Source organism: Vibrio sp. 1167, assembly GCF_033340375.1.
GTDB classification, from domain to species: Bacteria; Pseudomonadota; Gammaproteobacteria; order Enterobacterales; family Vibrionaceae; genus Vibrio; species Vibrio alginolyticus.
Window position 1 is genome coordinate 676,127 of sequence record NZ_JAWOWK010000002.1, and the last position, 21,913, is coordinate 698,039.

A 21,913-nucleotide genomic window follows, 5' to 3' on the forward strand; every position below is an offset into this window, starting at 1 on the left:
GCAATTCAGTATAATAACTTTCAAATCGCCAAGATTAATCGGCAATCTGCAGAAATTGGTGAGTTGGCCGCAAATGACGTTGTCCGGAGTAAGCGTCCTAATGCTAAGCTGCTTTATCCCAAAGATATTGGAACCTCAATTTCGAAGCCGGGCGACTTTGATATGGTTTACGATGTGGAAGAGTCTCCACCAGGTGAAATTATCATTGTTGAGGCTAAAGGGGGTAGCAGCCCGCTGGGTAGCAGAAAAATTGGAAATATGGCATATCGAATACACTGCAGAAATCACCAACCTAATGTCTGAAAAAAGGAAGGGACGACTGAAAAATAACAGCAAGACAAATCCAAGATGCAGCTTTATCCGGCATACCTATTCGATATATACATACTCAAGCAAGCATTCAAGAGAACGGGGATGCATCGGATGTAAAACTAAAAGTGGCAGAGTTTAAAATTAATTCTAAAGGGCTAATTTAAAATGCAAAGTAAAGTTGTAGAACGCAAAGCAAACCCTGAGTTGAGTGAAAGTGGGGTTTCTTCTGAGAAAGAATTTATCAATAAAATATTAGATAAAAGAAAAGAAGGCCTTAAAATCCGGCGGGAAAACCTGGTCAGTCTTGGTGATTTCGCCATTGACCAGGTTCGCTGGTATACCTGGTTTCAAACCTCGCATGAAGACGAACAAATTTGTACATTACGTCTTTACGAAACTTCTCTAATGGGCGCTTGTTATCATCGACTTGCTAGGAATCCCAATGGTGAATTAACTATAAAGATTCTCGACTATCCTGAAGTAAAGTGGGACGGGGAAGGTATTTTAAAAACGGGGTGCATAAATCCTAATAGATGGATTGATATGTATTTCATATCGACAGTTGTGCGTGACAGGCTAAGTTTAGACGTATTGGCGAACTTTCCGATTTCTTTGATGAGACAGAGCTCTACCAAAGCGGGTGAGCTGTCTTATATGCTAGTAGACGTCATTCAGTCGTTCCACAATCGCACATCGGATTATCCTGATAAGCTGGTTGCAGCAATGGACGCAGCGGTAGCTCAAGGGGATAACTGGGCGTTGGAAATTGCGATGGGGGTCCTAGAAACCTTCGCAGCGCTCACTACTAATATTGGTTATGATTTTGAGGAAGTGCTCGTTAAAAACCTACATTTCCAAGAGAAATACCAAATGAGGCTCGATAAGCCAGAGGACTTGATTTCTATAGAAACTTTCATATCTTTCCCTCTTCTTGGCATGGCCTGTATGTGGTACGACAAAGGCAACCGTTTGTCAGTTGAAACTGGTTGGCTTCCAGCTTATCTCGTCGAAGGACGTTGGCTAGAAGATGTAAAAGCAGGGAAGATCATTCGATAAACTCCTTTAGCAAATCAATATACAAGCCATCTCTCATGGGGTGGCTTTTACGTTTGAGGTGGGGAGCTTGTTGTTTGTTGAACGCTCCATCATTGGTGGCATTACCAATATGCAGTCCACCATATCCAGTGGATTGACCCAACAGGTTTGGGGCAGCCAATACTGGCATAGTATAAAAAAGTCTGAACTCAATACGAGTGATTATGAGCTAACAGAAAGAAACAAAGCAAAAATTGATGAATGCTTGAAAGAGCGTCAAGAGGCAATGGACGCTCGAGCTAGCAAAGAGGGATATCACGCTCAAATTGGTAATATTAACCAGCAGTCTGCAAAAATTGGTGAGTTGGTCGCGGATGACTTTATTCGGAATATACGCCCTAATGCTAAGTTGAGCCATCCCAAAGACCTTGCAACTTAGGGATCGAAACCAGGTGATTTCAATATGGTGTACCTCTCAGATGATACTGAAGAAATCATCATCGTCGAGGCTAAGGGTGGCAGCAGGCCGCTCGGCAGTCGTAAAATTGGCAATGAAGCATATCAGCAAGGGACAAGCAAATATGCGGCGGAAATCGTTAAATTAATGTCTGAACAAAAAGCTGGTACAACAGAAATTGATGCTTCAGATGGCGTATCTAAAGTGAATGTAAAAGAGTTTGATATTAGCCTCGAAGAATTAGGTTAAGGGAAGTAAAGTTAGTATGAAAAAGATAAATAGAAAAGCAGCCTACGAGTTGAATACTGAGGAACTTAATTACTATACAAAACAAATAGAAAAAAACTTAGAGAAAAGAAAACATCGTATCACAATAAAGCGCGAAAACTTGATATATCTAACAGACGGGGTTTGGGAGCAAGTTAGGTTATATACTTTGTTTCCAGTGTCTGAACTAAATGACCGAATAGGAACGCTGCGTCTATTTGAAGCCTCGATAATGCAAGCTAGCTATCATCGACTAGCTCAAAAACCTGAAAGCCCTTTGACGGTTAAGGTACCTGATCATCCTGAAATAACTTGGAAAGGCGAAGGTATTTTAAAAACAGGTTTCATTTGTCCTTCAATGTGGCTAGATGCGTATTTTACCTCTGTCATCGTTCGTGATAAACCTAGCTTGGACGTATTGGCGAACTTTCCGATTTCTTTGATGAGACAGAGCTCTACCAAAGCGGGTGAGCTGTCTTATATGCTAGTAGACGTCATTCAGTCGTTCCACAATCGCACATCGGGTTATCCTGATAAGCTGGTTGCAGCAATGGACGCAGCGGTAACTCAAGGGGATAACTGGGCGTCGGAAATTGCGATGGGGATCCTAGAAACCTTCGCAGCGCTCACTACTAACATTGGTTATGACTTTGAGGAAGTGCTAGTCAAAAACTTACAATTCCAAGAAAAATATCATCTTCGAGAATTAGGATCAGATAGGATAGGCATCCGCACTTTTATTAACTTCCCACTGCTTGGCATGGCTTGTATGTGGTACGACAAAGGCAACCGTTTATCTGTCGAAACTGGTTGGCTTCCTCCCTATCTCGTCGAAGGGTGTTGGTTAGAGGATGTAAAAGCCGGAAATATAATTCGCTAAGCTTTAAAGGGAGCTAGGTCATCATTTCTGACGTTTTGTTGCGTTATACTTGGCATTATGTGTCCTTTTTAAAGATACCTAAGCCCTTTTACTCGAATAGCTTGAAGCGCTCAGACGTAGTAGTAGAAGTAGCAGAGTTTAAAATTGATTCCAAAGGACTACGTTAAAATGCAAAGTAAAGGAACAATCAAAATTGTAGAACGCAAAGCAGATCCTGAGCTGAGTGAAAGTGGAGTTTATTCTGAGAAAGAATTCATCAATAAGATATTAGAACAGCGAAAAGAAGGTCTTAAAGTCAGGCGAGAAAACTTGGTTAGTTTTGGTGATTTTGCCATTGACCAGGTTCGCTGGTATACCTGGTTTCAAACCTCACATGAAGACGAACAAATTTGTACATTACGTCTTTATGAAACTTCATTAATGGGGGCTTGTTATCATCGGCTGGCTATGTTTCCGAATGAGCCATTAACTGTTCAGATACTCGGTTATCCAGAAGTAACATGGGATGGTGAAGGTATCTTAGAAATGGGCTTCATTTGTCCTTCAATGTGGCTGGATACTTATTTTATATCGGCAATTGTGCGTGACAGGCCAAGTATGGACGTATTGGCGAACTTTCCGATTTCTCTGATGAGACAGAGCTCTACCAAAGTGGGTGAGCTGTCTTATATGTTAGTAGATGTCATTCAGTCGTTCCATAACCGCACATCGGACTACCCTGATAAACTGGTGGCCGCGATGGACGCGGCAGTTGCTCAGGGTAATGACTGGGCGTTAGAAATCGCCATGGGTATTTTGGAAACTTTTGCTGCCCTGACAACTGACATCGGTTATGACTTTGAAGAAGTATTAGTTAAAAACCTACAGTTCCAAGAGCAATACCAAATGAGGCTCGATAAGCCAGAGGACTTAATTTCTATAGAAACCTTCATCTCTTTCCCTCTGCTTGGCATGGCTTGTATGTGGTACGACAAAGGCAACCGTTTATCTGTCGAAACTGGTTGGCTTCCTCCATATCTCGTCGAAGGGTGTTGGTTAGAAGAAGTAAAAGCAGGGAAGATCACACGATAAAACCCTTTAGTTAGCAATTCAGTATAATAACGTTCAAATCGCCAAGATTAATCAGCAATCTGCAAAAATTGGTGAGTTAGCCGCGGATGACTTTGTTCGGAGTAAACGTCCTAATGCTGAGCTGCTTCATCCCAAAGATATTGGAACCTCAATTTCGAAGCCGGGCGATTTTGATATGGTTTACGAGGTGGAAGAGCCGCCACCAGGTGAAATTATAATTGTTGAGGCCAAAGGGGGGTAGCTGCCCTATGGGCAGCCGTAAGATTGGAAACGAAGCGTATCAGCAAGGGTCTAGCAAATATGCTGAAGAAATCACTAAGCTAATGTCTGAAAACGAAGATGAAACGACAGAAAAAATAGCTGCGAAAAAAATCAGAGATGCATCAGATATAAAACTAGGAATAGCTGAGTTTAAAATTGATTAAGAAGGGTTAGTTCAACAATGCAAGGTAAAAAGCCAGCCAAAATTATAGAGCGTACAGCAAGGCCCAGGTTAGATGATAATAGCATTGCTTCTGAGAAAGATTATATCAATCGAATCTTAGATAAAAGAAAAGAAGGGCTCAAAATTAGGCGAGAGAACTTGATTAGCTTTGGAGATTATGCATTCGAGCAAGTGCGCTGGTTTACGTGGTATCAAGCTTCATGTGAAGACGAAAAAATTTGTACATTACGCCTTTATGAAACTTCGTTGATGAGTGCTTGTTATCATAGCCTTGCAATGCATCCCAATGATAAATTAACCATAAAGATCCTCGACTATCCTGAAGTAACATGGAAAGGCGAAGGTATTTTAAAAACAGGTTTCATTTGTCCTTCAATGTGGCTAGATGCGTATTTTACCTCTGTCATCGTTCGTGATAAACCTAGCTTGGACGTATTGGCGAACTTTCCGATTTCTTTGATGAGACAGAGCTCTACCAAAGCGGGTGAGCTGTCTTATATGCTAGTAGACGTCATTCAGTCGTTCCACAATCGCACATCGGATTATCCTGATAAGCTGGTTGCAGCAATGGACGCAGCGGTAGCTCAAGGGGATAACTGGGCGTCGGAAATTGCGATGGGGATCCTAGAGACCTTCGCAGCGCTCACTACTAACATTGGTTATGACTTTGAGGAAGTGCTAGTCAAAAACCTACAATTCCAAGAAAAATATCATCTTCGAGAATTAGGACCAGATAGGACAGGCATCCGCACTTTTATTAACTTCCCTCTGCTTGGCATGGCTTGTATGTGGTACGACAAAGGCAACCGTTTATCTGTCGAAACTGGTTGGCTTCCTCCCTATCTCGTCGAAGGGTGTTGGTTAGAGGATGTAAAAGCCGGAAATATAATTCGCTAAGATTCAAAGGGAGCTAGGTCATCATTTCTGACGTTTTGTTGCGTTACACTTGGCATTATGTGTCCTTTTTAAAGATACCTAAGCCCTTTTACTCGAATAGCTTGAAGCCCTCAGACGTAGTAGTAGAAGTAGTAGAGTTTAAAATTGATTCAAAAGGATTAAGTCAAAATGCAAAGTAAAGAATCGATCAAGATTGTAGAGCGCAAAGCAAATCCTGAACTTGACACACAAGCCATTGTGAGTAAAAAAAATTTTATAAACCGGGTTTTAGATAACAGAAAAGAAGGTCTTAAGGTCAGGCGAGAAAACTTGGTTAGTCTTGGTGATTTTGCCATCGACCAGGCTCGCTGGTATACCTGGTTTCAAACTACGCATGAAGACGAACAAATTTGTACATTACGTCTTTACGAAACTTCTTTAATGGGAGCCTGTTATCATCAACTTGCTATGAATCCCAATGAAGAATTAAGTATCCAGATACTCGGCTATCCAGAAGTGACATGGGATGGTGAAGGTATTTTTAAAACAGGCTTTATTTGTCCTTCAATGTGGCTTGATGCTTATTTTACTTCGGTGATTGTGCGTGATAAACCTAGCATGGATGTATTGGCGAACTTTCCGGTTTCTTTGATGAGACAGAGCTCTACCAAAGCGGGTGAGCTGTCTTATATGCTAGTAGATGTCATTCAGTCGTTCCATAACCGCACGTCGGACTACCCTGATAAACTGGTGGCCGCGATGGACGCGGCAGTTTCTCAGGGTGATGATTGGGCATTAGAAATCGCCATGGGTATTTTGGAAACTTTTGCGGCCCTGACAACTGACATCGGTTATGACTTTGAAGAAGTACTCATTAAGAACCTACAGTTCCAAGAGCAATACCAAATGAGGCTCGATAAGCCAGAGGGCTTAATTTCTATAGAAACCTTCATATCTTTCCCTCTGCTTGGTATGGCATGTATGTGGTATGACAAAGGCAACCGTCTATCTATTGAAACCAGTTGGCTTCCTCCTTATCTCGTCGAAGGACATTGGTTAGAAGATGTAAAAGCAGGGAAGATCACTCGATAAATCCTTTAGTTAGCAATTCAGTAAATAATCCACCTTTCACGAGGTGGATTATATGTTTACCGATATTCAATCAACTCCATCTAGTGGATTGACTCAACAGGTTTCCTCTGTGAAAAACGCTTACAGCAAATGTTGGCAGAGTATCAGGCACAAAATAACTTTCCCCCAAGAGGTTTGCGATCAGATTTTAGAGGCAGCAAAAGAGTCATCCGTCGGAGAAGATGGCGTTCTCTCGCAAGTCAAAATCCGAAAGCCAAAAGGTAAAAAACATATCAGAAGCTCTAGTCAAAATTCCAGTCAATGAATTAATAAAACTAACGGTATCTCGCCCTTTTTGGGGGCATTAAGCGTTGGATGGGAGCCTACGAGCGATTTTTACCCAGCAGTCGGTGAAGGTGGAGTTAATCAATTTCTAGGAGAAACTAAAAGTTGGGACGATAGCTAGGTTATCCCATTACAAAGTTGAGGATAAAATGAATTTTGAAGATGATCTTGTGACTATACTCATAAATTTCAGAGATAACATTATTAATGATATGGCTCTTAAAAAGTGGGTTACTAATAATGAGTGCGATTTAAAAGCCTTGCTAGGAAAGTCAGGGCTTACTTTGAAAATAAATAATGGTGATAGAAAGGCAGTTACGTCTGTAATTGCTCAATATAGTGGCTCGGAAAAAACTTATTTTATATAAGGAGGGCCCCTTCAAAGGCTTGACCGACGTTGAGTGCTGTGAAACAGCAATTGCTATGGCAGTTTCTAATGGAATTCTAAAAAAGTGCCTCAACCTCATTGGTTTCAGCCGTCCACTAAAGAGATCGGGGCCGCCGAGTTTTACGAATCTATAGGCAGTAAATCTGTTTGGAATCTGGTAATCCCAGAGCGAGCATCTAGAGGGTACTGGAAAAAATAGGTTAGATCTCTATTTTTGGCGTTCATGTTTCGTGACACATGGCATTTTATGGCTAAGACTCAACGGTATGTCACTTAACTAGGAGTTGTCCCCTAAAAAATAATGGCGTGTTTTCTTACAACCAGGAGACTACGGTATGGCCTACCTTGTAGAAGAACCCAAAACCCAGGGAAATTATTCTCGTAGACGTTAAGAGGTATTAGCCCACTAGACAGCCGTAAGGTTGGAAATATGGCATATCAGCAAGGGACAACTGAATATGCAACTGCAACTACTGATCTAATGGCTCAAAAGGACAAAGATACAACCGAATAGAAAGCGGCCAGAAGTATAAAAAGCATTGAGAAAAAAAACTCCTGTTAGATATATTCACACCGCAGCGGCTATTTCTGATGCTGGAGAGGTTTCTTCAGTTAATGTAAAAGAATTTAACGTAGAATTAGGACTGGATTAAATGTCTGATAATAAAAAGAAAGTTAGCATGAGGAGAAAGGCGGAACCTCAATTGACACCAAATGATGTCGCTGACTACCAAATGTATATCAATGAAGATTTAGATGAGCGCAAAAAGCTAATAGCAATCCGCAGGGAGAACTTAGTCGCTCTTAGCGACGACGTTTCAGAACAAGTGAGGTGGTATAGTTGCTTTCCATCTTCAATAGAAACTGAACAAATCGGAACACTTTGCCTTTATGAGGCATCATTGATGCGTGCTTTTTACCATCAACTTGCCATTAAACCAAATGAACCTCAAAGCGTTAAATTACCTGATTATCCAGAAGTGACATGGAAAGGCGAAGGTATTTTGAAAACTGGATGTTTACACCCTAATCGATGGCTAGATGCTTATTTTACTTCGGTGACTGTGCGTGATAAACCTAGCATGGACATATTGGCAAACTTTCCGATTTCTTTGATGAGACAGAGTTCTACCAAAGCGGGCGAGTTATCTTATATGCTAGTAGACGTCATTCAGTCGTTCCACAACCGCACATCGGACTACCCAGATAAGCTGGTTGCAGCAATGGACGCGGCGGTAGCTCAAGGGGATAACTGGGCGTTGGAAATTGCGATGGGGATCCTAGAAACCTTCGCAGCGCTCACTACTAATATTGGTTATGATTTTGAGGAAGTGCTCGTTAAAAACCTACAGTTCCAAGAGAAATATCATCTTCGAGAATTGGGACCAGATAGGATAGGCATCAGAACTTTTATCAACTTCCCTCTGCTTGGCATGGCATGTATGTGGTACGACAAAGGCAACCGTCTATCTATTGAAACCGGTTGGCTTCCACCCTATCTCGTTGAAGGACGTTGGCTAGAAGATGTAAAAGCAGGGAAGATCACTAGATAAATTCTCTTTACTTATAAGCCATCTTTTACGAGGTGGCTTATAAGTTTATGGTGAGGGGTTCGTTGTTACGCGATTACAAAAGAGGCAGCGAAGCGTTTTACTTCAAAGCAGTTGTTCAAAATGATTAAATCAGGAAGACTTCTCGACGGATTTAATCATTCACCATAAGACCTCTTTTATTTCGGAAAGGGGATAACTCGTTCAATAACTTCAGGGTAATGAATTCCAAGCCTCATCAGAAGTACAACAAGCGATTGCACTGGTACGATGAAGGCAAAATATATATCAAAAATAGAGTTTTAAATATGAGAAGCTTAGACGTAATGCTCGATCAATTCACCGAAAAAGAAGGGTTTGAGTGCTTTGGAGAGTTGAATGACGTATCAATTCATGAAATGGAAAATCAGCTAGGATTATCCTTTCCGGAGCCATATAAAGTTTTTCTAAGAAAATATGGTTACGTTGAGTGGTTTGGTCATACGATTTATGGATACTCTGAAGATGAGGACTATCTTACAGTTGAGCGCACTCTTGAACTTCGCGAGGATGAGATACCGAGTGATTTTGAGAAAATACCACAAAACGGTTGCGTATTAGAGCGCTATGCCGGAGGTGGCTACTACTTTTTATTTTCAAATGAATCAGAAAGATCGGGGCAAGTAGCCCTTTTCATAGATGAATTGTTTGGTAAAGAAGCCCAATCATGGACAACATTTGAGGCATTTTTGGAATATATGCTCAGCCTTTGAACTGTTGTTACATAGAGCCTCAATTTCGAAGCCAGGCGACTTTGATATGATTTACGAGGCACCAACTGAAATTACATACACAAGCAGAAATACCCTCTAGCGGTAAGGTTTCCAAGTTCAAAGCAAAAGAGTTTGATATAGATATAGGAGAGTTCAGAAGTGGTTGATAGCTCAGAGGTAAAAAAGGTTGAACGAGTAGCTCATGTTGAACTAAGTGATTTTGAAAGAGAAGCTTATCGAGAAGAAATAAAAGAGAGTTTAGACAAAAGGAAAAGGCGCATATCTATAAAAAGAGAAAACTTGGTTTACTTGAGCGATGGTATTTCTTATCAGCTCCGTCTGTATACATGGTTACCTCCATTAGACGATGATGAGAGAATCGGCACGCTATGTCTATATGAATCATCATTGATGCGTGCTTTTTACCATCAACTTGCCATCAAGCCAAGCGAGCCTCAAAGCATTAAATTACCTGATTATCCAGAAGTAACATGGAAAGGCGAAGGTATTTTAAAAACAGGCTTCATTTGCCCCTCAATGTGGCTAGATGCGTATTTTACCTCTGTCATCGTTCGTGACAAAGCTAGCATGGATGTGTTAGCGAACTTTTCGATTTCTTTGATGAGACAGAGCTCTACCAAAGCGGGTGAGCTGTCTTATATGCTAGTAGACGTCATTCAGTCGTTCCACAACCGCACATCGGATTATCCTAATAAGCTGGTTGCAGCAATGGACGCAGCGGTAGCTCAAGGGGATAATTGGGCGTTGGAAATTGCGATGGGGATCCTAGAAACCTTCGCAGCGCTCACTACTAATATTGGTTATGATTTTGAGGAAGTGCTCGTTAAAAACCTACAGTTCCAAGAGAAATATCATCTTAGAGAATTAGGGCCAGATAGAATAGGGCTCCGCACGTTCATTAATTTCCCTCTGCTTGGCATGGCTTGCATGTGGTACGACAGAGGCAACCGTCTATCTGTTGAAACCGGTTGGCTTCCACCCTATCTTGTTGAAGGACGTTGGCTAGAAGATGTAAAAGCAGGGAAGATCACTCAATAACACCCTTTAGTTAGCAATTCAGTCTATAAGCCATCTTTCTCTTGAAATGGCTTTATATTTATGGTGGGGAGTTTGTTGTTTGCCGAACGACCAATCATTCGTGGCATTATCAGAAAACCCAAAGTTAAAAATCATATTCGATATGAATACGATTTAGACCATATTGATTGCGAGAAGAACGAAGTTACTTTTCATCGTTATATCAATCATTCAGATGGTAGTAAACGCAAAGTTCAATATGTTGTAGGTATAGAGGAAATTGTCCAAATCATCCCCTTAAATAAAACTCAAAGGAGGGGAGTGTTGCGAATTATTATGGCGGTTCTTTAAGAAGAGGTTGTGGGCTCAAGTTAAATAACGAAATAGTTGGCGGGTTACCTGAAAACCATGCTGGAAATCACCAAATTAGTATCAATATTGCTCAGGAATATCCGGTCATGCATAGAGCTACCGAACTTGATTACAACATTAACAGAGGTGCAAATGGGATTGCACTTCCAACTAATATTAAAACATCTGTCGAAATAGGCCTTCCCTGACACGTGGGTAGACATCTAAGTGCAAGGCACCAAGGTTCTCAGGTGCTTTAGTTCGACGAGAAATGAGAGCGTTGTAAACTAAGTATGGTCGTGGTTTGATCGATGATATGATTTTTGTAGATGAAATTGGAAAAACAGAAAGTAACATTAGGAATGCTCTGGAAAAGAATGAAGCTCGATCGCAATTGGATGATCCGCAATGGAAAAGTAGGAAGTAGTAATGACACTTAAAATTTGGACCAACAAGGTAGATAGAGACTCCGATTTTACTCAAGGCAAAGTAACGCAGTCTAGTGTATTAATAGGATTGAATCTGACGGGAGGCGTTGCCCTAGGAGACAAATGGCCAAAAGTTACTATTGATGTCATATCAGATGACAAGCCTGCGGATAGTTTTCTTAGTGGTCCTTTATTAATCGTGAGTCGACGGTTATCTGATTTAATTTCTAAGCACACACAAACGAGTGAAGTTGAATTCCTACCGATTGAGGTTAATTACCAAGGTAAAAGTTTTGGTGAATACTATTTTTTAAATGTTCTTGCGATTTGCGATTTACTGGATAGAAATCATTCAATATTTAGTGAGTTTGATGGAGAGGTTGATTCAATTGATCGAGTTGTCCTTAAGAAAGATATTGAAATGCAGAAAACTATATTTCAACTGGATGCTATCGAGTGGTTATTATGTGTCGATGAAAAACTGGCTGAATTAATCGAGAACAAAGATTTTTCAGGAGTGGTATTTAAGTCAGAAAGTGAATGGCGTCCTTTTTAGAGCTCCTCGGGTATTTTTTTAGCCATCTCTTACGAGGTGGCTTTTATATTTATGATTGGGAGCTTGTTAGTTGAACTGTCAATAGTGGCATTACCAATATGCAGTCAATCCTATCCAGTGGATTGACCCAACAGGCTTCTTGTGTGAAGAAGGGCTAAAACGCTTGGGTCAAATGTAGGCAGAGTATCAGGCCCAAAGCGATGTCCCCCAAGAGGTTTGCGATCAGATTTTAAACGCTGCAAAAGAGTCATCCGTCGGAGAAGATGGCAGCAGACACGAAGTGCAGTATGTTGTTGGGATTGAGGAATTTGTCAATGCGCATGTTTTTGACTCTGAGAAAGTTGGCGGGGAAGAAGGTTGCACGATCTTCACTGAAGATCTTGTGCTGAATAAAGCAGAGTATAAAAAAACTCAGAAATCTATATGAGTGATTATGAGCTAATAAAACGAAACAAAGCAAAAATTGAAGAGTGTTTGAAAGAACGTTAAGAGGCTAGGAAGGCTCGAACTGGCGAAGATGGATATAACGCTCAAATCGCCAAGATTAATCAGAAATCTGCAAAAATTGGTGAGTTAGCCGCGGATGACTTTGTCCGGAGTAAACGTCCTAATGCTAAGCTGCTTCATCCCTAAGGTAAATTTAGAAGCCGGGCGATTTTGATATGGTTTACTAGGTGGCAGAGCCGCCACTAGGTGAAATTATAATTGTTGAGGCCAAAGGAGGGAGCAGCCCGCTGCGCAGCCGTAAGATAGGTAACATGGCATATCAGCAAGGGACAACTGAATATGCAACTGCAATTACTGTTCCAATGGCTCAAAAGGACAAAGATACAACCGAATGGAAAGCGGCCAGAAGTATAAAAAGCATTGAGAAAAAAAACTCCTGTTAGATATATTCACACCGCAGCGGCTATTTCTGATGCTGGAGAGGTTTCTTCAGTTAATGTAAAAGAATTTAACGTAGAATTAGGACTGGATTAAATGTCTGATAATAAAAAGAAAGTTAGCATGAGGAGAAAGGCGGAACCTCAATTGACACCAAATGATGTCGCTGACTACCAAATGTATATCAATGAAGATTTAGATGAGCGCAAAGAGCTAATAGCAATCCGCAGGGAGAACTTAGTGTGGGCTCCAAATCGGATTCAAGGTCAGTATGATATTTATGCGTTGCGGCAGGTTGTTGATACTCTTAAAGTGACAGATAAATGTTGGGTAAACGCGGTGATATAGTTAATGCTTTAAAATTACTGGTTAAAACCGCAGCTGAGGAGATAAATATGGCAGGTGAGCATAGCGCAAAAGATGTAATGGCCGCGATTAGATCCGGTGACGTGAGTGAGGTTGAAAAAATTCTCTCAGGAGATGACAAATTACTTCATCTAATTACGCCTCTGGGTTCTTGGTTGCATATCGCAACGGAGCAAGGGCAAGATAAAATTGTAGAGCTTCTGGTGAATCTAGGTATTGATGTAAATGTTAAGGGGGGGCCTTCAGGTGTAACTCCTTTAAATACAGCTGCATATGAAGGTCATTTAGACTTACTTACCTATTTTCTAGAAAGAAATGCAGTGATGGATATATCTGAACCAGACCGCAACCCATTGTTTGCTGCGATCCATGCAGGTCATAAAAATATTGTGGAGCTATTACTAAAAGCTGGTATAGATACAAAGGTAAAATATACTGGTAACTCTATGAAAGACATGGACGCTATAGCGTTTACTTATGAGTGGGGACGCAAGGAAATCGCAGAAATGATTAAAGAGCACAATAGGCACGCTTAGTAGAAGTTAATATGGTACGACAAAGGCAACCGTCTATCTGTTGAAACCGGTTGGCTTCCACCTTATCTTGTTGAAGGGCGTTGGCTAGAAGATGTAAAAGCAGGGAAGATCACTCGATAAACTCCTTTAGTTAGCAATTCAGTATATAAGCCACCTCTCATGGGGTGGCTTTTACGTTTATGGTAGAGAGTTTGCTGTTTGTTGAACCATATAGTGCGCATTGTGTTGGTGCACTAAAACCATATTGGTGCATTTATTAGCATGTTAAACACCATTTCAAGAATACGTAATTTTATTAAAGTTCATACAAAACAATAAATTAAAGCGTAAGTGTTAGAAATATAAATTATGGAATGAGAATTGCTCTGTTAGACGCTCTATAAATTAAGTTCACCAAATTGGTGATGAGCCTAACTTTGATGCACAGGATAAGTGCGCTACAGATCAACGGAGACAATCATAATGAGTGTAACTGCCAATCAGGTACACGGCGCTGTACAAACTCTCACGCAAAGTTCCGACACACTTTTCTTACTACTTGGCGCAATCATGGTTTTTTTGATGCATGCTGGTTTTGCTTTTCTTGAAGTAGGAACCGTGCGCCAAAAGAACCAAGTTAATGCTTTAGTTAAAATCTTGGCCGATTTCGGTATATCCGCCATCGCGTATTTTTTCATTGGATACTGGGTCGCTTATGGCGGCACCTTCTTCGCTGATGCTGAGACATTATCTCAAGGCAATGGTTACGAGTTAGTGAAGTTCTTTTTCTTGCTGACCTTCGCTGCAGCGATTCCCGCTATTGTTTCAGGTGGTATCGCAGAACGAGCTCGTTTTTATCCGATTTTAATCGCAACATTTTTCACTGTCGGTATTGTATACCCACTATTTGAGGGAATGATCTGGAACGGAAACTTTGGTGTTCAAGCTTGGTTTGAAAATACCTTTGGTTATGGCTTCCACGATTTTGCAGGTTCAGTCGTTGTGCATGGTGTTGGCGGCTGGATAGCGCTTGTTGCCGTCGTGTTTTTGGGCATGAGAAAAGGCAGAGTTCGAGCAGGAAAGCACACCAACTTTGCACCTTCGAATATTCCGTTTTTGGCTTTGGGAGCTTGGGTCTTATGTGTGGGGTGGTTTGGCTTCAACGTCATGTCAGCTCAAACTGTGTCAGGCATAAGTGGCTTGGTGGCTATGAACTCATTGATGGCAATGGTCGGGGGCATTGTCGCGTCACTGTTGGCTGGTAAGAATGACCCTGGCTTTATTCATAACGGCCCACTAGCTGGCTTGGTTGCTGTATGTGCGGGCTCAGACTTAATGCATCCTATCGGTGCTTTAGTGACAGGTGCGATTGCTGGCGTGCTATTTGTTTATCTTTTTACCCACCTACAAAACAAAACCAAGATTGATGATGTGCTAGGTGTCTGGCCTTTACACGGTGTATGTGGCGCTTGGGGTGGTATTGCCGCTGGGATTTTTGGTCAAAGCGCATTGGGTGGGCTAGGTGGCGTGAGCATTATCGTTCAGCTTCTAGGAACGCTTTTGGGCCTTTCCATCGCAGCGCTTGGTGCACTTGTAGTCTACGGTGCGATTAATACCAGTATGGGACTGAGGCTTTCAGAAGAAGACGAATTCAATGGCGCTGACCTAGCCATTCATAAAATATCTTCGACCAACGAGGATTGAGGCCAATATGGGAGCGGCATAAAGCCGCTCTTTTAGCAGTTGTCTTTCTTGGCTTGGCCCGGAGGACAGAAATTACCATTACCTCGATGGTCATCATCATTGGTGCTGACTCTTACCTTTACATCATCGACTTCGCCTTCAACATTGGTAAGTTGACAGCCTGCCAAAGTCAGAAGCAATGTAAACGTTAGAGATACTTGTCTCATTGCTGTTCCTCTTAAATTGTAATTCTAATAGTGACCATTACGACTATGGTCTAATCCATATTACTACTGTTGCTATTCTTTCAGTGTTAAGCTAATGAAAAAACAGCAAGGATGAGTTATGAATTTCCCTTATAGAAATATTGTAGTACTTACTGGTGCAGGTATCTCGGCCGAATCTGGTATTCAAACATTTCGTGCGCAAGATGGCCTTTGGGAGAATCACCGTATTGAAGATGTAGCAACACCTGAAGGGTTTGCTCGCGATCCGGACCTTGTTCAAGATTTTTACAACCAACGCCGCAAGAAACTTCAAGATAATGCGATAAAGCCTAATGCAGCGCATGAAGCATTGGGTCGTTTAGAGGCTGAGTTAGAAGGTAAAGTGACGGTCATCACTCAAAATATAGACAACCTTCACGAAAGAGGAGGCAGTCAGAATGTGATTCACATGCATGGTGAGTTGCTCAAGGCCCGCTGTAGTGAATCTAACCAAGTAGTAGAGCACAATGAGGACATTAAGACCGGCGAGCTTTGTCATTGTTGTCAGATCCCTTCACAAATGCGACCACATATTGTTTGGTTTGGTGAAATGCCACTGCGAATGGGTGATATCTACGCGTCATTAGAAGAAGCAGATTTGTTTATTTCGATTGGGACTTCTGGCGTTGTGTATCCCGCAGCAGGTTTTGTTCATGATGCAAAAATGCACGGCGCACATACCATTGAAATTAACCTAGAACCTAGTGCGGTAGAAAGTGAATTTGAGGAAAAACGCTACGGAAAAGCAAGCGTTGAGGTTCCAAAATTAGTTGACGAGATACTGGCTCTAGAAGGAAAAGAAAGAGCGTAATAACTTCAACAGGAAGAGTTTTTGTCTTGTCATTAAGAGCAAAAAAGCGGCTCATGAGCCGCTTTTTCATATCTTTAAAACTAACGAATTAGTTGTTCACTTTTAGCTTTTGGAAGTACTCATCGTACATTACGCTCGCTTCGCCAACTTCATCTTGCCAAGTACCGCTGTCCATCACTTCTTGTGGTGGGAAGATGCTTGGATCATTAGCAAATTCTTTCGGTAGCAGATCGTGTGCCGTTTTAACTGGAGTAGGGTAACCAATCTCTAGTGCGATTTTAGCTGCATTCTCAGGACGTAGTAGGAAATCGATCATCTTATGAGCGGCGTCAACGTTCTTTGCGCCAGTTGGAATTGCTAGGCTGTCCATCCAGAAGATAGTGCCTTTTTCTGGCCAGATGATGTCGATGTTCGCGCCTTCTTGACGAGCCATGTATGCAGAACCGTTCCAAAGCATGCCTAGTGAAACTTCACCCGCAAGGTAAGGGTTTGCAGGAAAGTCTGAGTTAAATACTAATACGTTTGGCATTAGCTTTTTCAGTTCTTCGTAAGCGGCTTTGATTTCTTCTGGGTTAGTCGTGTTTGGTGAGTAACCAAGCTTAGTCAATGCAATGTGGAATACTTCGCGAGAATCATCCATCAGCATTAGTTGACCTTCCCACTTGCTATCCCAGAAATCATCCCATTTAGAAACCGATGACTTGTCTAGCATGTCAGCATTGATACCAATACCGGTCGCCCCCCAAATGTATGGGATAGAGTAGTTGTTGTTCGGATCGAACGGTTTGTTTAGGAAGTTAGTATCAAGATCGGCAAAATGAGATAATTTCTCTTTGTCTATCTGTTGTAGCATGCCTTCTTTACGCATTTTAGAGACGAAATAGGTAGACGGTACTACCAAGTCGTAACCAGAACCTTGAGTTTTTAGTTTTGCGTACATACTCTCGTTAGATTCGTATGTAGAGTAAATAACTTTGATTCCGGTTTCTTTTGTAAAGTCTTCAAGAACTTCGTTTGGAATGTATTCCGACCAGTTGTAGAAATACAGTTCTTGATCAGCAGCCATTGCAGGGGTAGCGATGAGCGTCGCTGCACATAGAGCGCTTGCGTAGAATTTACTTTTCATTTGTTTTCCGTTTTGTTTCGCGATTGGACAAGTCAATACTAGCTGGAGTTATCAAGTTGAGCCAAATCGCAGTAAGCACAAATATGTTCATTTAGCTTGAATATCGTTGTCTCCTTGTTATGAGACGATAAATCTATGATACCAAGACAAATAAACCTAGCAACGCGCGATTATATCAGCCTAAGACAAAAATAGGCAGCGTATTGCTGCCTATTTTCCTATGGTTGATGACTTGTTACACAAGCTAGATTATTGTCCCGCTTTCAGCTTGAGGAAATAATCTTCGTACTTAACGGTTAGATCACCAACCGCATCTTGCCATTCAACGCGGTCAAGGTCTTCTTGAGAAGGGAACAGTGGGGCAACGTCTTTAAACTTAGCATTCGATTCTTCCACCGCCGTTAGGTAGCCAGTATCACGAGAGATTTGCTCTGCGATTTCTGGGCGCAGTAGGAAGTCAATCATCTTGTGAGCGGCTTCTACGTTCTTCGCACCGGAAGAGATAGCGAAGTTATCAACCCAGCCGATACCGCCTTCTTTAGGAAAAACGAGTTTAAGGTTCAGGCCTTCACTTTGTGCCGCTGCGGCGCTACCGTTCCAAAGCATACCAACGCCCACTTCACCAGACATGTAAGGTGCGCCAGGGTTGTCAGAGTTGAAAACTAAAACGTTAGGCATCAACTTTTGTAGCTCAGCGTACGCTTCATCGATTTGCTTAGGGTCTTTTGAGTTACCTGAGTAGCCAAGTTTACGCAGAGCGATATGGAACACTTCACGAGTGTCGTCCATCAACATTACTTGACCTTCAAGCTCAGGCTTCCATAGGTCAGCCCAGCTTTGGAAGTCGTTTGGATCGTACATATCTGCGTTAACCGCTAGGCCTGTAATCGCAACAACGTGTGGGATAGAGTAGTCGTTACTTGGATCGTAAGGCTTGTCTAGGTAGTTTTTATCTAGGTTGCCGAAGTTTTTCAGCTTAGTCTTATCGATCTTTTGTAGCATGCCTTCGTCACGCATCTTCGCCACGAAGTACGTTGAAGGTACTACTAGGTCATAACCTTGGTTATGGGTTTTTAGCTTTGCATACAAAGTTTCGTTCGACTCGTAAGTCGAGTAGATCACTTTGATGCCAGTTTCTTTAGTAAATTGCTCTAGGATATTACTGTTGATGTAAGGACCCCAGTTCATAAATACTAGTTCTTTATCATCCGCTGTCGCTGTACCAGAGAACAGAGAAAGCGCACATGCACTACCAGCTAATAGAGTAGCCCATTTTTTCATTGACGTTAGCTCCAAACCAAACGTTGTCCAATTTTGGACGATAGATAGAAAAACAGAATGGCATGTAACCATTCTGTTTCGTGATGTTAACAGGTGCGGATTCTACTTCACTTTTTCTCTTGCTAGCAACTGAGAAATTACTACCAAGACCAAAGAAACAATCAACATCACCGTTGCTAGGGCGTTCACTTCCGGTGAAATGCCCACCTTAACCATGGAGTAAATCTTCAATGGCAAGATTTCGTATGTTGGACCCGTTACAAACGAGCTGATGATCACATCGTCCAAAGACAGGGTAAAGCTCAATAGCCAACCTGCGGCAACCGCTGGTTTAGCGAGAGGAAGGATGATCTGTTTCAAGATAACCCACTCGCTTGCACCAAGGTCTTTTGCTGCTTCCAACATTTTCACATCAAAGCCATTTAAGCGGCTGTATACAGTTACCACAACGAATGGTAGACAAAAGGTGATGTGAGCAATCAATAGTGTAAAGAAGCCAAGCTGTGCGCCTAATACCAGGAACAGAGCAAGTAATGAAATCGCCATAACAATATCTGGAGACATCATCACGACAAACAGCATGCCGTTTACCGCACCTTTACCTTTGAACGAGTAACGGAATAGGGCAACGGCCGTTAAGCTACCAATGATGGTTGCTGCTGTCGCTGAGAATACCGCTACGTTCAATGAATGCCATGCAGCTTGCATTAGGCTATCGTTGTTTACTAAGGTTTCGTACCATTTCGTGGTGAAACCACCCCATTTCATACCAAATTTGTTGGCATTAAATGAGTTAACAATTAAGACGATGATTGGCAGATACAAAAATGCATACACCAGCGCCATAAAGCTAAATCTAACTGTGCGTCCCATTAGTCTAGCTCCACTTTCTTATTCAATAGTTTGCCTGCTCTGTAGTAAGCGTAAAGCATCACAGCCATTGCGAAGGTGAGGGCGATACTGGTCGCAGCACCAAATGGCCAGTCACGAGCGTTCAATACTTGGCTCTTAATAACGTTACCAATCAGTAGGTTCTTCGCACCACCAAGAAGGTCAGAGATGTAGAACATACCTAGTGCTGGTAGCAGAACCAACAAACAACCACCGATAATGCCAGGCATTGTCAGAGGTAGAATCACTTTCGTAATGGTTTGGAACTTGTTCGCACCAAGATCTTTCGCCGCCTCGATATAAGTGTTGTCCAACTTCTCGATTGCCGAGTAAAGCGGCAGAATCATAAATGGAAGCAGGATGTACACAAGACCAATCATTACTGCTGTTTCGGTGTACATAATACGTAATGGCTTATCGATGATTTCCATCGCCATTAATGATTTGTTCAAAATACCTTGTGTACCCAGAACAATCTTCAGGCCGTAAGTACGGATAAGAGAGTTTGTCCAAAAAGGTACGATAACTAAGAACAACATGAATGGGCGCCATTTCTCTGGCATTTTCGCTATGATGTAAGCAAATGGGTAACCAATTACTAAACACAACAACGTCGCCACGATCGCCATGTAGAACGAGTGCATCAGCACTTTCGCATACAAGGGATCGAGTAGACGTAAGTAGTTGTCGAAAGTAAATGTCATTTCGATTAAGTTTGCTTCATCACGCGTTAAGAAACTCGTACCGATAATCATCACATTTGGTACCAACACGAAAAGTGTTAACCAACCGACGATTAAGGTAATGATCGCGTTTTGAAGATTAATCTTCTTGCTTATCATTGAGGACTACCTCCCAGCTCTCAACCCAAGTGATAGCGACTTTCTGGCCAAGTGAGTGGTCCACATCAGGATCATCTTCGTTAAAGAATTCGCTAACCATTACACGCATGCCTGAATCCAATTGGATAACTGAATCAAGCGTCATACCTTTATAGGTCCGCTCTGTTACGTGACCTACGATGCCTTTTTCTTCAGACTCTTTGATCTCTTCGATACGTAAGTCTTCTGGGCGAAGTAGTACTTGCAGTTTTTCACCTGCTTGCGCTTCCTGATCGTAGTAAACAACAGACTCGACACCTTCGATTTCTGCACGGATACGTTTCTCGTCGATACGCTCTAGCATTGTTGCGTTGAATACGTTGATCTCACCGATAAAGCGAGCAACAAATAGGTTCTTCGGCTCTTCGTAAATCTCACGTGGAGAACCATCCTGCTCGATAACACCGTCGCGCATAACAATAATGCGGTCAGACATCGATAGGGCTTCTTCCTGATCGTGCGTAACGAAGATAAAGGTAATACCAAGTTGACGCTGAAGCTGTTTAAGCTCGATTTGCATTTGCTTACGCAGTTTGTAATCAAGTGCAGATAGAGATTCATCTAGCAGCAGTACTTTTGGTTTGTTAACAACCGCACGCGCAATGGCGATACGTTGTTGCTGACCACCAGAAAGCTGATGAGGCTTACGCTGTGCCATTTTTTCTAGGCGCACCATGCGTAGCGCTTCCATTACTCGTGGTTCAATGTCCGCAGTAGGCGTTTTCTGCATACGAAGACCAAAAGCGACATTCTCATATACGGTCATGTGTGGAAACAATGCGTAACTTTGAAATACCGTGTTGACGTGCCTTTGCTCTGCAGGAACCTGTGTTACATCCTGGTCATCCAAAATAATTTGACCGTTATCTGCCGTTTCAAAACCTGCAATCATGCGTAAAACTGTTGTCTTACCACAACCAGAAGGCCCGAGAATCGTCAGAAATTCACCATGATTAACATCCAGATTTAAATTACCGATGATTTCCTTACCATCGAAACTTTTACTAATACCAGATAAACGAATAACTGGCTTTCCTGCTTGCGGTTTTGCGTTCAACGTCTGTATTTCCCCCACGTTCAAGCCGGGATTATCCCAGCTGATGTGACACTAACCATTCACTTTTGAGGCGCGCATCATAATCACCAAAAGTGTGAAATTAAAGCATTTTCTTATCTTGAAACAGAAATAATTTTGCAGGAAAAAGCCATCATTCCTTACCATACTGTTTTTATGAGATTAATTGGCATCTAGACACAGTTTGATAGCACTAAACTTTGTTCAACAATTGTTTCAATTTCATGACCTTGAAAGTGGTCAATTATCAACCATACAGTTGAGATTGCAAGGATTGTAGGTGAGTTGTGATGTTAGATGTGGAAAGATTT

General features: G+C 41.9%; 21 protein-coding genes and 5 pseudogenes. 20 read left to right on the forward strand and 6 right to left on the reverse strand.

Annotated features, from left to right (window positions below):
- Nucleotides 1-15: 15 nt before the first annotated feature.
- From R7Z78_RS25000 to R7Z78_RS06420, 19 genes and pseudogenes are all read left to right on the forward strand, one after another.
- Nucleotides 16-476: pseudogene (locus tag R7Z78_RS25000) on the forward strand (type IV secretion protein Rhs); the annotation flags it as partial.
- 1 nt (nucleotide 477) lies between these two features.
- Nucleotides 478-1,368 (forward strand): immunity 49 family protein, encoded by an 891-nt coding sequence (locus R7Z78_RS06335; protein WP_033905285.1) that lies wholly within the window; start codon nucleotides 478-480, stop codon nucleotides 1,366-1,368.
- Between the two features lie 175 nt (nucleotides 1,369-1,543).
- A pseudogene (locus R7Z78_RS06340) lies at nucleotides 1,544-2,053 on the forward strand (type IV secretion protein Rhs); the annotation flags it as partial.
- A gap of 16 nt (nucleotides 2,054-2,069) precedes the next feature.
- Nucleotides 2,070-2,951 carry an immunity 49 family protein gene (locus R7Z78_RS06345; protein ID WP_033905287.1) on the forward strand — a complete coding sequence of 294 codons (882 nt, stop codon included), beginning with the start codon at nucleotides 2,070-2,072 and terminating at the stop codon, nucleotides 2,949-2,951.
- A 168-nt stretch (nucleotides 2,952-3,119) separates the two neighbouring features.
- On the forward strand, nucleotides 3,120-4,022 hold the full coding sequence (locus R7Z78_RS06350; protein WP_169644510.1) for an immunity 49 family protein: 903 nt from the start codon (nucleotides 3,120-3,122) through the stop codon (nucleotides 4,020-4,022).
- A gap of 28 nt (nucleotides 4,023-4,050) precedes the next feature.
- A pseudogene (locus R7Z78_RS25005) lies at nucleotides 4,051-4,447 on the forward strand (hypothetical protein); the annotation flags it as partial.
- Between the two features lie 17 nt (nucleotides 4,448-4,464).
- Nucleotides 4,465-5,364 carry an immunity 49 family protein gene (locus tag R7Z78_RS06360; RefSeq protein ID WP_169644512.1) on the forward strand — a complete coding sequence of 300 codons (900 nt, stop codon included), beginning with the start codon at nucleotides 4,465-4,467 and terminating at the stop codon, nucleotides 5,362-5,364.
- A 168-nt stretch (nucleotides 5,365-5,532) separates the two neighbouring features.
- Nucleotides 5,533-6,435 carry an immunity 49 family protein gene (locus R7Z78_RS06365; protein ID WP_033905290.1) on the forward strand — a complete coding sequence of 301 codons (903 nt, stop codon included), beginning with the start codon at nucleotides 5,533-5,535 and terminating at the stop codon, nucleotides 6,433-6,435.
- 63 nt (nucleotides 6,436-6,498) lie between these two features.
- Nucleotides 6,499-6,712: pseudogene (locus R7Z78_RS06370) on the forward strand (hypothetical protein); the annotation flags it as partial.
- 196 nt (nucleotides 6,713-6,908) lie between these two features.
- Nucleotides 6,909-7,127, forward strand: a complete 219-nt coding sequence (locus tag R7Z78_RS06375; protein WP_033905291.1) for a hypothetical protein — start codon at nucleotides 6,909-6,911, stop codon at nucleotides 7,125-7,127.
- Between the two features lie 673 nt (nucleotides 7,128-7,800).
- On the forward strand, nucleotides 7,801-8,700 hold the full coding sequence (locus R7Z78_RS06380; protein ID WP_104975317.1) for an immunity 49 family protein: 900 nt from the start codon (nucleotides 7,801-7,803) through the stop codon (nucleotides 8,698-8,700).
- A gap of 305 nt (nucleotides 8,701-9,005) precedes the next feature.
- Nucleotides 9,006-9,449 (forward strand): SMI1/KNR4 family protein, encoded by a 444-nt coding sequence (locus R7Z78_RS06385; protein WP_169644514.1) that lies wholly within the window; start codon nucleotides 9,006-9,008, stop codon nucleotides 9,447-9,449.
- A gap of 159 nt (nucleotides 9,450-9,608) precedes the next feature.
- Nucleotides 9,609-10,508, forward strand: coding sequence for an immunity 49 family protein (locus R7Z78_RS06390; RefSeq protein WP_064353925.1), 900 nt, complete (start codon nucleotides 9,609-9,611; stop codon nucleotides 10,506-10,508).
- Nucleotides 10,509-10,580: 72 nt separating this feature from the next.
- Complete coding sequence (locus R7Z78_RS06395; protein WP_128740512.1) at nucleotides 10,581-10,838, forward strand: hypothetical protein; 258 nt, start codon at nucleotides 10,581-10,583, stop codon at nucleotides 10,836-10,838.
- Between the two features lie 429 nt (nucleotides 10,839-11,267).
- The gene (locus tag R7Z78_RS06400; RefSeq protein ID WP_033905294.1) at nucleotides 11,268-11,822 is read left to right on the forward strand and encodes an imm11 family protein; all 555 of its coding nucleotides are present in this window, start codon (nucleotides 11,268-11,270) and stop codon (nucleotides 11,820-11,822) included.
- An 88-nt stretch (nucleotides 11,823-11,910) separates the two neighbouring features.
- Nucleotides 11,911-12,803: pseudogene (locus R7Z78_RS06405) on the forward strand (type IV secretion protein Rhs); the annotation flags it as partial.
- Nucleotides 12,804-13,055: a hypothetical protein gene (locus tag R7Z78_RS06410; RefSeq protein WP_169644516.1), complete on the forward strand. Its 252-nt coding sequence runs from the start codon at nucleotides 12,804-12,806 to the stop codon at nucleotides 13,053-13,055.
- A complete protein-coding gene (locus R7Z78_RS06415) occupies nucleotides 13,031-13,609 on the forward strand; it encodes an ankyrin repeat domain-containing protein (protein WP_225452442.1) in 579 nt (192 codons plus the stop codon). Before R7Z78_RS06410 ends, R7Z78_RS06415 begins: the two co-directional genes overlap by 25 nt.
- A gap of 462 nt (nucleotides 13,610-14,071) precedes the next feature.
- A complete protein-coding gene (locus R7Z78_RS06420) occupies nucleotides 14,072-15,292 on the forward strand; it encodes an ammonium transporter (RefSeq protein WP_017634904.1) in 1,221 nt (406 codons plus the stop codon).
- A gap of 32 nt (nucleotides 15,293-15,324) precedes the next feature.
- Here the strand turns inward: R7Z78_RS06420 and R7Z78_RS06425 are convergent, their stop codons facing one another.
- On the reverse strand, nucleotides 15,325-15,498 hold the full coding sequence (locus R7Z78_RS06425; protein WP_005377524.1) for a hypothetical protein: 174 nt from the start codon (nucleotides 15,496-15,498) through the stop codon (nucleotides 15,325-15,327).
- 118 nt (nucleotides 15,499-15,616) lie between these two features.
- Here R7Z78_RS06425 and cobB point away from each other — a divergent pair, with 118 nt between their 5' ends.
- Nucleotides 15,617-16,348, forward strand: coding sequence for a Sir2 family NAD+-dependent deacetylase (cobB, locus tag R7Z78_RS06430; protein ID WP_005377522.1), 732 nt, complete (start codon nucleotides 15,617-15,619; stop codon nucleotides 16,346-16,348).
- Between the two features lie 88 nt (nucleotides 16,349-16,436).
- Here the strand turns inward: cobB and R7Z78_RS06435 are convergent, their stop codons facing one another.
- From R7Z78_RS06435 to potA, 5 genes are all read right to left on the reverse strand, one after another.
- A complete protein-coding gene (locus R7Z78_RS06435; RefSeq protein WP_033905298.1) occupies nucleotides 16,437-17,474 on the reverse strand; it encodes an extracellular solute-binding protein in 1,038 nt (345 codons plus the stop codon).
- A 249-nt stretch (nucleotides 17,475-17,723) separates the two neighbouring features.
- On the reverse strand, nucleotides 17,724-18,755 hold the full coding sequence (locus R7Z78_RS06440; RefSeq protein WP_017634902.1) for an extracellular solute-binding protein: 1,032 nt from the start codon (nucleotides 18,753-18,755) through the stop codon (nucleotides 17,724-17,726).
- A 102-nt stretch (nucleotides 18,756-18,857) separates the two neighbouring features.
- Entirely contained in the window at nucleotides 18,858-19,628 is a 771-nt protein-coding gene (potC, locus tag R7Z78_RS06445) for a spermidine/putrescine ABC transporter permease PotC (RefSeq protein WP_005389180.1), read from the reverse strand.
- Nucleotides 19,628-20,488, reverse strand: coding sequence for a spermidine/putrescine ABC transporter permease PotB (gene potB, locus R7Z78_RS06450; RefSeq protein ID WP_005377512.1), 861 nt, complete (start codon nucleotides 20,486-20,488; stop codon nucleotides 19,628-19,630). The genes potC and potB overlap by 1 nt, the downstream gene beginning before the upstream one ends.
- The gene (gene potA / locus R7Z78_RS06455; RefSeq protein WP_017634901.1) at nucleotides 20,469-21,584 is read right to left on the reverse strand and encodes a spermidine/putrescine ABC transporter ATP-binding protein PotA; all 1,116 of its coding nucleotides are present in this window, start codon (nucleotides 21,582-21,584) and stop codon (nucleotides 20,469-20,471) included. Before potA ends, potB begins: the two co-directional genes overlap by 20 nt.
- Nucleotides 21,585-21,913: the final 329 nt, after the last annotated feature.

Coding starts and splice junctions, on each gene's coding strand:
- potB (WP_005377512.1), bottom strand. CDS start 20,488: ATGATAAGCAAGAAGATTAATCTTCAAAACGCGATCATTACCTTAATC.
- R7Z78_RS06335 (WP_033905285.1), top strand. CDS start 478: ATGCAAAGTAAAGTTGTAGAACGCAAAGCAAACCCTGAGTTGAGTGAA.
- R7Z78_RS06385 (WP_169644514.1), top strand. CDS start 9,006: ATGAGAAGCTTAGACGTAATGCTCGATCAATTCACCGAAAAAGAAGGG.
- R7Z78_RS06420 (WP_017634904.1), top strand. CDS start 14,072: ATGAGTGTAACTGCCAATCAGGTACACGGCGCTGTACAAACTCTCACG.
- R7Z78_RS06410 (WP_169644516.1), top strand. CDS start 12,804: ATGTCTGATAATAAAAAGAAAGTTAGCATGAGGAGAAAGGCGGAACCT.
- R7Z78_RS06380 (WP_104975317.1), top strand. CDS start 7,801: ATGTCTGATAATAAAAAGAAAGTTAGCATGAGGAGAAAGGCGGAACCT.
- R7Z78_RS06350 (WP_169644510.1), top strand. CDS start 3,120: ATGCAAAGTAAAGGAACAATCAAAATTGTAGAACGCAAAGCAGATCCT.
- R7Z78_RS06435 (WP_033905298.1), bottom strand. CDS start 17,474: ATGAAAAGTAAATTCTACGCAAGCGCTCTATGTGCAGCGACGCTCATC.
- R7Z78_RS06400 (WP_033905294.1), top strand. CDS start 11,268: ATGACACTTAAAATTTGGACCAACAAGGTAGATAGAGACTCCGATTTT.
- potC (WP_005389180.1), bottom strand. CDS start 19,628: ATGGGACGCACAGTTAGATTTAGCTTTATGGCGCTGGTGTATGCATTT.
- R7Z78_RS06425 (WP_005377524.1), bottom strand. CDS start 15,498: ATGAGACAAGTATCTCTAACGTTTACATTGCTTCTGACTTTGGCAGGC.
- R7Z78_RS06345 (WP_033905287.1), top strand. CDS start 2,070: ATGAAAAAGATAAATAGAAAAGCAGCCTACGAGTTGAATACTGAGGAA.
- R7Z78_RS06415 (WP_225452442.1), top strand. CDS start 13,031: ATGTTGGGTAAACGCGGTGATATAGTTAATGCTTTAAAATTACTGGTT.
- cobB (WP_005377522.1), top strand. CDS start 15,617: ATGAATTTCCCTTATAGAAATATTGTAGTACTTACTGGTGCAGGTATC.
- R7Z78_RS06365 (WP_033905290.1), top strand. CDS start 5,533: ATGCAAAGTAAAGAATCGATCAAGATTGTAGAGCGCAAAGCAAATCCT.
- R7Z78_RS06440 (WP_017634902.1), bottom strand. CDS start 18,755: ATGAAAAAATGGGCTACTCTATTAGCTGGTAGTGCATGTGCGCTTTCT.
- R7Z78_RS06375 (WP_033905291.1), top strand. CDS start 6,909: ATGAATTTTGAAGATGATCTTGTGACTATACTCATAAATTTCAGAGAT.
- R7Z78_RS06360 (WP_169644512.1), top strand. CDS start 4,465: ATGCAAGGTAAAAAGCCAGCCAAAATTATAGAGCGTACAGCAAGGCCC.